A 13,939-nucleotide genomic window follows, 5' to 3' on the forward strand; every position below is an offset into this window, starting at 1 on the left:
TTGAGAAAATAGTATGAAAAAATAAAACAGAAACTCATACTTTCGTATGAGTTTCTGTTTTATTTCAATTACCCCTTCTTATACAACACCATGTTTTACCGCATACAGGGCTGCTTGCGTTCGATCATCTACATTTAATTTAGCAAGAACATTTGAAACATGTGTTTTTACAGTTTGTTCTGTAATATGTAATTCTGCAGCAATTTCCTTATTACTTCTTCCTTTAGCGATTTCACGCAGCACTTCTTTTTCCCGCTTCGTTAGCATAGATAAACTATCTTGTTTTATCTCAACTGTTGCTTGGCGTCCTAATAAAGCAGGCGTTACTTTCGGATGGAAATTAGCATTCCCTTGATAAACTGCAATAATGGAAGCTACAAGTTGATCCGGTTGTACTTCTTTTAATTGATATCCATCTGCACCTGCTTCGAGTGCTGGAAGAACATAATCTTGTTCTGAAAAACTGCTTAACATAAGTATTTTAATAGATGGATCATATTGTTTCATGCGCTTCGTTGCTTCGATTCCATCCATTTTCGGCATCGACACATCCATTAATACGACATCAGGTCGTTTTTGTTGAATAAATTGCAATGCCTCTTCTCCATCTCCCACTTCACCAATAATGTCAAACTCTTCTTTTGTCTTTAAAAAGAAAACAAGACCTCTTCGTACAATGTGATGATCCTCTACAAGTAACAGTCTAATTTTCAATGAAATTCCCCTTTCAAATGGGTAATTGAATCCCAATTTTCGTTCCTTCTCCCGGTTTCGTTTGAATATGAAACTTCCCTTTCATTAACTCAATACGCTCTTGCATATTTTTCAAACCAAGCGCAGAATCTCTTACTTTTTCTTTCATAAATCCTACTCCGTTATCCTCGATTTGAAACTTCAACATATTGTTTTCAATTTTTAAATGTACAAATACTTTTTCGCAAGATGCGTGTTTTTTACAATTATGGAGCGCTTCTTGGCTAACACGCCATAGCATTTCTTCCATTTCATCGCTTATCGAAATAACTCCATCAATTCGCATCGTTACATGGATACCAAGTAAATTCCCATAATTCTGAATTGCTTCAGCAAGACCTTTTTCTAACCCCTCAGGTCGTAATTGCCAAATTAATAATGTCATCTCTTGCAGTGCCTCTTGTGATAACTGTCCTATGTACCTCAACATCTCTTGTAGTTCTTTATCCTTCGTCATATCAATCGTTCCTCTAGCCGTTAACATAATTGAAAAGAGAAGCTGTTTGACAGAATCATGTAAATCACGTGCTAGTCGATTTCTTTCTGCCACTACTACGTACTTTTGTTCTTTCTCAACCAACCTAATACGTTGAATCGTTGTCCCAATTTGAAGAGCAATCGCTTCTAACAAAGCTAATTCTTCTTCTGAAAAATGCGTTTTATGAGGAGAAGCGACATTTAATAATCCAAACTTTTCCTCTCCTGCTTGAAGCGGAATCGTCGCATGATGAGTAATACTCTCTGTTTCTCCCCATTCAAATTCAACCGCATCTTCAATTCGCTTACATTCAATAATATTTGTTGCTTTTTGCAAACGTCCAGCAACAAATCGATCAATACACCAACAATCTCCTTCACACATTGGTTTCTTTTCTTCCCATATAAGTGCTGGTGGCAAATTTGTATCCACAAGCATTCGATGTGTTCCTTTTTCATCAATAAAAAAAATCCATCCTGTTTGCAAATTCATAACTTGCAATAGCGTATGTAGTACTTTTTCTAACATTTTCTGCAAATCAGTCGCTTCATTTAATAACTCGGCAATTTCTTTTAACGCTTGTAATCGATGCATTTGTTTTTTATTTTCATTCATGTTCCATCACCATTTCTTATTATAACATCAAGAAAATTTCAAATACTACAAATAAACAAAAACTTCTATAATGTAGTGTAGTGTTATCCAAGAGGGAAATAAAAAATCCCTCTTGGAAATAGCACTATTTTTGTTCCGAAAACAGGTGTTTTTTATCTTTTAAAACACTTACAGGAAATTAGTAATTTTTAAGTCTTAATTGTAAGTCGATAATATAGTTGTTTAATTTTATTATGAAAATATAAGAGCCTTGCTACAAATCATATTATCAAGACCTAAATTAAAAAAAGATAAATAAATTAAAGGACATAACATATTTTATATGACTAATATGTTATGTCCTTTCTTAATCAACTAAAGCACCCGTTAGTTTAAGTGAAAATGTTCACAATAATGAAAACAATTAATTGACTATTTTTATTATGAAAAGGTCGGAGCAGGAAATTCATCAATTTTGATACGAAGTAAACTATAAGGTTTCTGTCGTAAGTCTTTTCCATAATGAAATCTAGGCTGTCGATGTAATTGGTTCACAATGACATACAAATATTGATCCGGACCAATTGAAAAAGTATCCGGCCACAAAATTCTCGGATCATGTGCGATAGTTTCCATTATGCCATTTGGCAATATCTTACGGATACTGTTGTTTTCATAATCTCCAGCATAAACAGTTCCCTTTGCATCGGTGATCATTCCATCAGACGCACCTTTTTCTCCCCAATACTCCACATGATAAGGTAAATTCATGTCCGGTATCGTTCTGTCTCTCAGGGCTTCTGTTGAGATCGAGAACAAATGCCGACTGGTTAGTGGAGCAAAAAATAATATCTTTCCATCGGGAGAAATCGCAAGACTATCAGACGCCAATCTAAATGGAGAAGTTGAACCGTCTTTGTTTCGATTCATTAAAATTTGACCTTCTACTTTCGGTAAAAAATAGGGATCTGGTGAAGTTGAATTTGCTCCATTTAACCGTCTAAACGCGTTTCCATTTGATAAATCTACGACGATAATAGCTCCTGGTCCTCTTGAAGAAGAATCCGTTATATAGGCATAACCTGCTTTTCCAACACGAAAATCAAAACGGACATCATTCAGATAAGTTGTAGGCAGGACAACACCTTCTGTAAAGGTATATACTTTTCTTATTGTATTGGTTTCTAAATCAACAGCGACTAATTTTGCCCCCCCTTTAATAGGTTCAGAAAAATTGGGTGCCGCTGTATCTAATATCCAAAGCGTTCCCCTTCCATCAGCAACTACACTTTGGACACTGATGAAAGTCATTGGGATATTCTCGGGGTTAACCAAATTGGTTTGTAAATTAGGATAAGGCTGCAATTTATCCTCAAAAATTTCCGCCACCGTAAATTTAACATCGTCTCCCCATTTCGGAAAGCAAATGAAAATACGACCGGTTTCTGAAACAGTAACACCTGTAGGCATAGCCCCATAAAATGCATAAACTAGTTCTAAATTACCGAAATATTTTTCACTAGGTAACATAGGTTTCATAATATCCTCCTCAAGCATTCAAACGGGATATCTCCTATATATGATTTATATTTTTTCTAGTGCATGTTTCTTAATAAGTTTTTCTATACGAAAAGATGATTGAATTGATTGTTTTCGAAATTTAATAAGTCTGTCAGAAGAAAGGAAACATTTTAATTTAAAGGTCTCCAGATGAAGTAGAATTCAATTAGCAGGTAGCGAAGTTCAATATTCCCGAATCAACGTTAAGCTGGTATAAAAAATGGGGAAATTTTCCCCTTTAAATTTGTGAAAAAATGTACTTAAGCTAAACTGCCGTTAGTTGAATAAGAAGAGGATAATGTTATTCTCTATGAGAACCTCTTGTACTTTCATAGCACTCACCCCCTAAAGTCATATTAGCGCTCGGTCTAAAGACCTCACTACGCCCCCCGCTATGGGCTACGTCCTCCACCTAAAGTGTACATACTTTTCTGGATATTATATATATTAAACTATATTTTCGATATCTGTATAACTAATCTAATATGTATAAGAAAAGAGGATATATGCTCATATATTGAACATAATATCCTCTTATTAGTTTAGTCTATTTAATCTAGTGTGTGGTAAGGCTCTTTAAAGTTGTTTAATTTCTATACATTTAAAGGTATTTGTACTCAAAAATCATTAATAAAGTTGTTTAATTCTTATTGAACTAAAGCACCTGTTTGTTTAAGTGAATACATTCACATTTATAATGTCTCTCAAATATAATATCAGTTTATATATTCACCATTCTTCTCTAACAGGTTCAAGATAAATTGTAATTTGTTAATCGATATGTTTGTGTAACCACTGTTCAAATATCTTTAACTGTTCTTCAGTATGAAAGTAATGTTCACCTGTTTCCATGACTTCTAATTCACAACGATGTTTTTTTGTAAAATAGTTAATAGTTTCAAATTCGCACAGTTCATCCTTGGCTCCATACATAATATATGTATCTGTATTCCATGTATTAATAGGATGTTCTTTTACATAGCATAAATAATCCCAATATAACTTTTGACCAATAGGTGTCTCTATAGTCATTTCTTTTTGCAAAAGCTCTGGTGTTACATTAAACCATTTCATCATATTTTCGATAATTCGTTCCATATTAACTACTGGTGATAAAAATAATGCCTTTTCTAGCACATCATTTTGATAGGCTAAAAGGCTAAAATAAGCTCCCATACTACATGCAAACACGCTTACTTCTTTCCAATGTTCTTTTGCGTAATTCATAATTATAGATAATTCACTAACACAAAACTGTACTTTGCAAGGAGTATTATCATTTTTTCTTTCTCCATGCTCAGGTAAATCAAAGCTTAATACTTGATAACCTTTTTGATTAGCTTCTTCAGCTAATATTTGAATAACTGTATCTTCCTTATTTGACATATTTCCATGTACTGCAATAAAAATTTTTTCACTCTTATCTCCCCATAAAACCGCAGGAATATTACTAATTTTAAAATTATCTTTAAGCATATTTCCTCCATAGAATAAGACATATAGGACTTGGCAAAAAACCGCACACACTTTATAATCCTCTACTCAGTTTTAAACAAATCAAACTATTCCTAATTTATCACAAATGAATTATAATATCTCTCTACCTCTGTATAACAGAGTCTACTTTGTATTTAAAATCTTTCTTTTTTTCCATTTCTTCAAAAGCTACAAGTTCTTATTTTGATTCCTTATTGAGCTAATCTACTCCGTTAGTGGAAGAAGGATTTTTAAACAATTATATTATTTTTCAAATGACTTTATTGTAAATTAAACAACTTTATTATCTCTGCACATTAATGTTGCTTCGAAATAAAATTTGATTGAAATAATACTATTAATATTGATAAATCAACTAAAGAAAAGAGCTTGTTTTGAAGAAAGTTCGATCCAAACAAGCTCTTTCCATGTTAAATTGGATAGTTGTTTTATAAAAAAGTTTGATTGGAAATAAAATGCTCATTAGTTTGGAGTGTATTTGTTCTCAAATTCAGTTTTTGCAATTTTAGTGTATTTGTTAACAAACTCTGTTTTTGCTTCCGTATATCCATCTCTGTCCTGTTCATATTTGTTTATTAAGCTCATTTTTAAGTTACTATATTCTTGGGCAATATCTTTATGTAGTCGTAAAAAATCTCTAAAATACAATTCATTCCAATCTCCTAAATACCTAATATGAAGATGAAATACTTTTTCAGCAAATCCTTTTTCTGTATAACCTTTCATAAACATCATATGAGGTGCTGGCTTTTGTACTTGAATTTCTAAAATATATCCGTTTTTCTCTAATATACTCACTAAAAACTTCAAATCGCAGTCTTCTGTTATTTCAAGCAATATATCTATCGTTGGCTTTGCTAATAACCCGTTAACAGAAGTACTTCCTATGTGATTGATTCGTTCAATATATTGATTATCGATTATATTGTTAAGTAGTTTTTCTTCTTGTAAATACCAATCTTTCCATATTGGATTATGTTCTTTCAGTATAATCGGAAACAGTTCCCACAATTCCTCAAGTGACATTTCTGATAAACTCTTATCCACAATATATTCCTCCATTTTACTTAGTAAGCCGTTTTTGTGACTTTGTAATAAAGTTGAACTGTTTATAAAAAAGTCGCACCGTTTTGAAAAAAGTTGAACCGTTTATAAAAAAGATGCACCGGAATTTCCTGTCTCTTCAAAGAGGGGATTGCGGCTTTTCTTGTGGATTAAGAATCTGTTAAGTGATAATAAATAGATTGTTTTGCCATTTTACACTACCCCTTTTATGAGATTTTAAAACTACATCTATTTAATTACGTTTAATCGTAACTCTCGTTTTCACTTAATACCTTTCTTCTCCTTCCGTATATCACTAATGGTTGACACTGACACCACTAAAAATAACAAAAATAAAAGATACTCAACCCAGTTTTCTTTAAGTATATAACCCTGGTTGTGTATCCTAACTAACAAACCAATACAACAAAATACCCCTAAAACAATTTGCGACCATTGTCTGTTTCTATCGTTTCCTGTACCAAACACACTCATTTACTTTCTCTACCCCCTTTTTAACTTACCTCTGTATGATTACGTTTAATCAAACATTTTTATAAAACAGAATGCTTATTTAAAAAGAAAGGAACCCATTTTGAACAATCTTTTTTCAAAATGAATTTTTTATACTTATTGTAAAATACGGGTTTTTCAAGTGTTTTTAATCAAACTTTATTTCAAACTAACAGTTTTTATCAAACTTTATTTTAAGTTATCAATCTTTTTTATAAATTATCGGACTTTATTTTAAATCAACATCTGTTTCAATTAATTCAACATCGTCAGATGTTGAATCCCCGGCAAGCTTGAGTCTTTTTTCTATGTACGCCAATGCTCCAAAATAAAGGAAAGAGTTACTGCTCAAAAGCGTACCCACATTATAGAAAAAGATGCACTGGCATTATCATTATATTTCATATTGTATTTTATCGTCTAATAGTTTTCTAGATAGTTAATTATTCTTATTTTTAAGGTCCTCGATGTTTCACATCTGCGGATACGCCTCCCGCTATGGGCTATGTCCTCCTCCAAAACCAGTTAACCCCTTATATCGTTCCTCTGTTTTATACTCTTTCGCGTATAGTATGTAGTCTTTTATTTTTAACTAATTTATTCTGAAAAGACTACGGAAATAAAGGAATTCAAAAAATTATAGAGAAAAATAGAAAAGGGAATTTATACCTCCTAAATTTTTTCAACATTAAAACAAGAGAAGAAAGGTATGAGTAATTTGAGTGTATTGAACAAATTAATTGAACAAGCTAAAAATCCAAAAGGTTTTGTCGGATCATCTATGCTATGCATCATGAATGTGGCTCATACCAGTATGACCAAATGGGCTTTAAGCAACATTGAAATTATTGAACATGCGAACGTGCTCGATATTGGTTGCGGCGGGGGAAAAACAGTACATACTCTCTCGAAAATGAATCCTCACGGAAAAATATACGGTATAGATTATTCCGAACAGGCAGTAGAAAACTCTATCAAAACAAATAAAAAAGATGTGGATTCAGGAAAAGTTCTTATAAAACAAGCAAGTGTATCTTCTATTCCTTTTTCAAATCACTTTTTTGATATGATTACTGCATTTCAAACACATTATTTTTGGCCAGATTTAGAGAATGATATAAAAGAAATATTTCGTGTGTTAAAACCAAATGGCTATTTTATCATTGTGGCTGAGCTCTATAAAATAAAGTATCATATGACAAAATTTAAAACAAAAGAAGATGTAGAAAAATTACTAAAAGAAACTGGATATAACAACGTGATATTTCATGAATATAGGGGATCGATTTGTATAGTTGCAAGAAAATAGAAAAAACGCCAGAATCCTTATTTTTCTGGCGTTTTTTCCTTTTACTTTACTTCAGCTTGTAAACAAGACTTTAAGTGCTGTAATGCAAATTTATGCCCTTGGTCATTAAATGACGCAACTGCCTTTTCGTATACGGCAATACGAAATCCCTTGTTATAAGCATCTACTGCTGTATGTAACACACAAATATCTGTGCAAACACCAACAAGATGCACTTCTTGTATCCCTCTTTCTCGAAGCTTAATTTCTAAGTCCGTTCCAGCAAAAGCGCTGTACCGTGTTTTATCCATGTAGTATACATTTTCATTATTTTTGTATTTTTCGTATACATTTTGCAATTCACCGTATAAATCTCTTCCTCTTGTTTCTGCTATATTATGCGGTGGAAATAATCTAGTCTCTGGATGATAAGAATCATTTTCTACATGTTTATCAACGGCAAACACAACATAATCTCCAGTTTCAATATGCTGCTTCGTTATTTCTACAATATACTCTTCTATAACTTGCGCTGGTTTTCCACATGTTAGCGCCCCATCTTCTGCTACAAAATCATATGTATAATCAATATTAATAAGTGCTCGTTTCATCTTTTCTCTTCCTTTCGTTTCACATTAAACAATAGAAAACGTGTTATAACGACGACTTATTACAGATTCGACATATGTTATAACAATCCCTATGAAAACAAAAGAAACCTGCTCCTAGAGCAGATTTCTTTTACTGTGCTGGTTTATTTTCAAACTTCGCCTGGGCAAAGTTAATTACTTTTCCATTTGGATCATTATTTTCATACTGGATTGCTGTTACGGTATGAATACCTGGTTGTAATGTCTTTTCTTTTAATGCAATTATCGTTTGTGTTAGTTCGATTACTTGATGCGTTTCTTCAAATTGTTTATCAACATATACAAACACTTCTTTATCCTGTTGGAAATTTGCAAGTTCGATTTCTACTTGTTGAATAATCGTATCTTTTTTGATAAATACTGCAGGCACATTCCCATTTTCTGATGTACCATCTGGCGTAGTAACTTTCACTTTTCCTTCACCAACTGAAGTGATCCCTTCTGGGAATGAAGATTTACTTTCTTGCTGTGCATGAACAGTTTGTTCTTGCCGCGTTTCTTCCTTTACTTTCTTTTCTTTTGTTACTCCGCAACCCACTAACAACATAACAGATAATCCAGTGATTATGAATTTTTTCAAAATCCATTCCCCCTGTATCATAATGTCAATTTATTATACAAAAATAACTTTTGGATATATGCATCTATTTAAAACACTTTCAAAAACAAAGCATGTTACTTTACACAACTTACTGTACCATACTTCTCCCTCTATTATCATCATTATTTTCCCAAGAAATTTTTAGTAAATCCTTTACAGCCTCTTAATTATATATTTCCTTCATTTCTACATGAAAAATAATCTTAGTCCATACAACTAAGATTATTTCAACGTTTATCTCTATTAATAGAAGTCTTACTTTATTTAATAAATTTTGTAATTTCCGCTACCTCTTTTCGAGCTAACTTTTTCGGCTGATCCTTTGGATGGCCTAATGAGATAACCATATTAATTTGTTTATCAGATTCAATTTGTAAATAGCTTCTTAGCTCCTCCTGTGCTAATAACACCGGTCCTGTCATTGGACATGTACCAAGACCACGAGCATGGGCTGCGAGCATTAAGTTTTGTGCAGCTAAACAGCTGCTTTTAATTCCTTCTTCTTCCCAAATAGACTCTGGAACAAATTCAATCGGATCAAAAATCTTTTCACGAAACTTAGACTGATATGGCGTTGCTAAACAAATGATTAAAACAGGCGCATCTGAAAAAGCTGTTGCGTATGGTCCAAAAGAACGAGTCAATAACTTCCCTGCTTTTTCTTCCCCTTTTTCTATTGCCTCTTCTGCTCGTTTATGTAATGCCTTCCATGTCATTTCTTCTATGTCTTTGATTTTGTCACGATTCATAATAACGACAAATTCCCACGTTTGTGAATTTGTATCACTCGGTGCATATCTCGCACAATCAATAATTTCTTCGATATCTTCCACAGAAACGTCTTGCTCTGTAAATTTACGAACGCTACGGCGTCCATGAATAACCTCTTTGAATGCTTGATAATCCATATAATTCAAAATCCCCTTTTATAACGTTTTCAAAATCCATACCAGTCTGATTATATCATATAACAAAAAAAAGCTGGACATGTTCCAGCCTTTTAAGTTTTTATTTACTTTTAAAAATCATTTTTATTTTATCCCGCTATTCACGGGCAGTAAAAGCCCGATTAGGCGGGCTTTCCATCAGTGGAGTTTCACTTTATGTTAGCAGTATAAACACTTTCTTTATACGCTGCCTGTAACTTTCTTATAACTCGCTGTTCTTCAGTTTGGTACCAATCTTCCCCAATTTGCGTTACTGGTACAATTTCAATAGGCGTAGCTGTAAAAAAACACTCCTCCGCTTCATATACTTCTTGAAGGGAAAATTGGCGTTCTTCTACAGGAATATTCAACTGCTTTGCTAAGGAAATTACGTGATGACGTGTAATTCCATACAAAATAAATTGATTCGCAGGATGTGTAATAAGGGTTCCATTTTTCACGATAAAGAAATTAGAATGACACCCCTCTGTTACAATGCCATTACGAACTAAAATTGCTTCATAATAGCCTTCTTTTGCAATTTTATTTTTAATCATGATATTAGGAAGTAAATTAAGAGATTTAATATGACAACGATGCCAACGTATATCTTCAGCTGCTGTCGCTTTAATTCCATTTTCTATAAGAGAAGTTGGCCTCGGAAATGGTACGATATTTGCATAGTATGTAGGTTGGAGATTGGGCTCGAACAAATGATTTCTAGGTTGCACACCTCTCGAAATTTGAATATATACATTTCCATCTTCTTTAAATTGATTCTTTTCAATCAATTGTTGCAGTTGAGAAATAAGTTCTTCTTTTGTAAACGGCGATTCTAATTCAATTTCCTCCATAGATCGGAAGAAACGATCTAAATGGAGATCTAATAAATGAGGCTTCCCATCATATAAACGAAATACTTCATATACCCCATCCCCAAACTGTAACCCTCTCTCTTCTAATGAAATCATTGGTTCTTTCTCTTTCGTATTCACAATGCTTCCATTAAATAAAATCCAATCTTTATGATTACTTTCCATACCATTTTTCCTCCTCTTGATACAGATACTTCTATTGTACAACCTAAATCGTTTGAAAAGAAGCAATTTTCAAACGATTTGAATGCAAAATAAAATATTCTCTACATATACTGTTATTCTTAGGGGATTTATGGAGTAAATTGAAACTTTCATCAGTGTCACCTCCCATTGATGGAAAGCTTTCACCAATCAGGCGCACACCAGCAGTTATCTGCCCGCGAATAACGGGATAAAATTACAGTAACTTGAACTACTCCTCCCTTAAACGCTAAGATAATCTACAGGAGGACTTGCTCATCACACATATATATACATAAAATATTAGACGCGAACCGTTTAAGGTATCTAATTCTCACAGTTTTTTATCTCCTAAAAAGGGGGGATTAGCTTGGGATTTCTCGAAGGATATAATAGTTTCAGTGGGGCATTTTCGCCTTTAATTGTACGTTCTATTCATTCTTATAGTCAGAATTGGAAGCAGCGATTTCACAGGAAACAGCGCCAAAAGCTACGAATGAATAAAAGAAGACGTTATTATCTCAAACAATTATCATAACGGAAAGCCTCTTTATACATTGAAAAAGTATAGTTTTCTACTCACAAAAACTAGGGATCCCTGTAAAATACATGGAACCCTAGTTTTTTAGTATACATCCCATTTTAAAGATTTATTTGACAGAATTAAGATAAAGTGAAACTTCCATCAGTGTTTTTTTCATCCCCCACCTATCTTCTTAAGAAAAGCGGAAGCGGCTCGCTCAGAATCGTAGGACGTTGGAGCACCCGACAGAGAGGCGCTTTTTGCCTCGTCCGAGGAGCCGAAACGACCAGAGATTCTAGCTGCTAAAGCTGGACAATGTTTCACTTTGAATCTTGAGACGGGGGTCTTACTGCCCACGAATAGCGGGATAAAAAAAGAATCCATAAGGCATGGATTCTTTCCTTCTAACTAACTTAATATGGAGTGTATTCAATATAAGATGGATCGTAATAAATCCACTGACTTGCTCCAAGATCAAGCCAGCCATTTTGGTATTGGTATACTACATATGATTCAGGTGCATTTAACTTCCGAATAATCGAATCACTCGTTGATGGCCCTGTTCGTAAATTGATGTTTGTTCCGCGAGTTTTAGCTACACCAATTGGGCTCCCATCTTGATTTCTATACCTCATATACTGAATATAAGACGGGTCATAATAAATCCATTCATTTGCTCCAAGACCTAACCAACCATTATTCTCTTGATAAACAACATACGATTCTGGTGCATTTAACTTCCGAATAACCGAGTAACTCGTTGAAGGTCCTGTTCGCAAATTTACATTCTTCCCAAGAATATTTGCTACACCAATTGTTTGTGGATTTGGTTCTGGCGTTGGAGGATTCGGATTCTCTTTTGCAGGCAACCCCATAATATTCACAATACCACGTGTGTAGGCTTGACATATATCTTCAATAAATTGTTGATTCTTTAGTAAATTTGCATCAAATGTTGTGTCAATAAATGCAGTTTCTGTTAAGAGAGCGTCCATCCTTGTTTCTCTTAATACTGCATAATTCGCCATTTTAGCACCGCGGTCCTTTAATCCATACTGATTTAAAACGGGGCGTACTGCTTCATGCATTTCCGCTTGTTTTCCTGCTGCAGAACTACCGCTTGGAAGACCGTTAAAAATATAGTCTTCATAGCCTGTCCCCCCACCGCTATTAATATGAAATGAAATGAAAAAATCCGCATTATATGAATTAGCGATATTTGCTCGTTGTGATAATGCTACGTATACATCACTTTCACGTGTCATTTCAATGTCCACATAATAGTTCGCTAGTAAAATATCACAAACACGCTGTGCAATTTGTAACGTAAGGGTTTTTTCTACTAAGCCATTTCCAACAGCACCGGAATCATATCCACCATGTCCTGCATCAATGACAAGTTTCATCAATCATTCCCTTTCTTTTCTCTTCATTAAAAACACATATTATTGTGCTTGTCTTATTTTATTCATAAAATTGATAGAATGTGACAATGATAAAGTGGAACTTCCATCAGTAGGACTTTTCTTCATCCCCCACCTATCTTCTTCGCTTCTCTCTCAATCTTGAGGTGGGGGGCTTACTGCCCGCAAATAGCGGGATAAACAAAAACCGCCTTATGAAAGACGGTTCCCATCATCTCGTTTCAACCAATTTAAAATAAAAATATAAGTTTGATAGTGGATATATCTCATACAAAATAGACAGAATAGAATTCCCATACCAATACCGCTATACAGTAATCCTAATTTCAAAAAAATTGCAATTGATGGTGGGAAAAGAGTGACTTTTTGCAAAGTATATAATGCAAGAAACAATGTTGAAAACAAAGGGAAATATCGCCACTCATATGGTGTACGCTTCTTGTTCAATATATTTTTCATAAGTAATTGAAATAACTCTGCAAATAAAAAACAGCTTAGAACTATAATAAGCGCTAGTGTCATTCCCATACACTTCCCACCTTATTTTATAATGTACTGATAAAATAACACATCTTGCCACTCATTAAACTTATAGCCAACCTCTCGAAAACATCCTACATATGTAAATCCCATCTGTTCATGCAACTTCACACTTATGTCATTCCCTTTTGTAATCCCAGCAATAATAGTGTGATGCCCTGCTTCTTCAGCCAATTGAAGTATGCGACCTAGCAATTTCTTCGCAATACCTTTCCCACGCGCTTGCTTTCCCACATAAACTGAAATTTCTACCGTCTGCTTATATGCCTCTTTTTCCCGAAATGGTGATAAAGAGCAATACCCAAGTACGATACTATCTTCTTCAGCAACGATGACTGGGTACATTTCATTATGTGCATCAAACCACACATTCATTTCTGTTAATGATTTCTCTTGCAAATCAAATGTAGCGGTTGTATGTACAATTGCATCATTATAAATATGTAAAATAGCTCTTACATCATCTCTATATGCGCTCCGAATTTCCATT

The 13,939-nt window shown here is 33.8% G+C and carries 13 protein-coding genes; 1 reads left to right on the plus strand and 12 read right to left on the minus strand.

What is annotated here, in order from left to right; translation table 11 throughout:
* Positions 1-78 precede the first annotated feature (78 nt).
* The 5 genes from AB1279_RS13850 to AB1279_RS13870 form a co-directional block, all read right to left on the minus strand.
* Positions 79-714, minus strand: coding sequence for a response regulator (locus AB1279_RS13850; protein ID WP_429750085.1), 636 nt, complete (start codon positions 712-714; stop codon positions 79-81).
* A 13-nt stretch (positions 715-727) separates the two neighbouring features.
* Entirely contained in the window at positions 728-1,846 is a 1,119-nt protein-coding gene (locus AB1279_RS13855) for a histidine kinase (RefSeq protein ID WP_429759361.1), read from the minus strand.
* A gap of 420 nt (positions 1,847-2,266) precedes the next feature.
* Positions 2,267-3,364, minus strand: a complete 1,098-nt coding sequence (locus tag AB1279_RS13860) for an L-dopachrome tautomerase-related protein (protein WP_335361056.1) — start codon at positions 3,362-3,364, stop codon at positions 2,267-2,269.
* 792 nt (positions 3,365-4,156) lie between these two features.
* A complete protein-coding gene (locus AB1279_RS13865) occupies positions 4,157-4,861 on the minus strand; it encodes an alpha/beta hydrolase (protein WP_429759362.1) in 705 nt (234 codons plus the stop codon).
* Between the two features lie 483 nt (positions 4,862-5,344).
* Complete coding sequence (locus tag AB1279_RS13870) at positions 5,345-5,929, minus strand: GrpB family protein (protein WP_429759363.1); 585 nt, start codon at positions 5,927-5,929, stop codon at positions 5,345-5,347.
* A 1,228-nt stretch (positions 5,930-7,157) separates the two neighbouring features.
* On the opposite strand from AB1279_RS13870, the gene AB1279_RS13875 reads away from it, so the two are divergent.
* Positions 7,158-7,748, plus strand: a complete 591-nt coding sequence (locus tag AB1279_RS13875; RefSeq protein ID WP_429761405.1) for a class I SAM-dependent methyltransferase — start codon at positions 7,158-7,160, stop codon at positions 7,746-7,748.
* A gap of 41 nt (positions 7,749-7,789) precedes the next feature.
* Here AB1279_RS13875 and AB1279_RS13880 read toward each other — a convergent pair whose 3' ends face one another.
* The 7 genes from AB1279_RS13880 to AB1279_RS13910 all read right to left on the minus strand — a co-directional run bounded on the left by AB1279_RS13880 (position 7,790) and on the right by AB1279_RS13910 (position 13,938).
* A complete protein-coding gene (locus AB1279_RS13880) occupies positions 7,790-8,338 on the minus strand; it encodes a cysteine hydrolase family protein (protein WP_336480456.1) in 549 nt (182 codons plus the stop codon).
* Between the two features lie 130 nt (positions 8,339-8,468).
* On the minus strand, positions 8,469-8,957 hold the full coding sequence (locus AB1279_RS13885; protein ID WP_429750092.1) for a hypothetical protein: 489 nt from the start codon (positions 8,955-8,957) through the stop codon (positions 8,469-8,471).
* Positions 8,958-9,238: 281 nt separating this feature from the next.
* Positions 9,239-9,886: a nitroreductase family protein gene (locus tag AB1279_RS13890; protein WP_429759365.1), complete on the minus strand. Its 648-nt coding sequence runs from the start codon at positions 9,884-9,886 to the stop codon at positions 9,239-9,241.
* 188 nt (positions 9,887-10,074) lie between these two features.
* Positions 10,075-10,944 (minus strand): D-amino-acid transaminase, encoded by an 870-nt coding sequence (gene dat / locus AB1279_RS13895; protein ID WP_429759366.1) that lies wholly within the window; start codon positions 10,942-10,944, stop codon positions 10,075-10,077.
* Positions 10,945-11,898: 954 nt separating this feature from the next.
* Entirely contained in the window at positions 11,899-12,891 is a 993-nt protein-coding gene (locus AB1279_RS13900) for an N-acetylmuramoyl-L-alanine amidase (protein ID WP_429759367.1), read from the minus strand.
* Between the two features lie 210 nt (positions 12,892-13,101).
* Positions 13,102-13,431, minus strand: coding sequence for a hypothetical protein (locus AB1279_RS13905; protein WP_429761407.1), 330 nt, complete (start codon positions 13,429-13,431; stop codon positions 13,102-13,104).
* Positions 13,432-13,449: 18 nt separating this feature from the next.
* Positions 13,450-13,938, minus strand: a complete 489-nt coding sequence (locus tag AB1279_RS13910) for an N-acetyltransferase family protein (RefSeq protein ID WP_429759368.1) — start codon at positions 13,936-13,938, stop codon at positions 13,450-13,452.
* Position 13,939 lies beyond the last annotated feature (1 nt).

The organism is Bacillus sp. S14(2024) (genome assembly GCF_050473785.1).
GTDB classification, from domain to species: domain Bacteria; phylum Bacillota; class Bacilli; order Bacillales; family Bacillaceae_G; genus Bacillus_A; species Bacillus_A yunxiaonensis.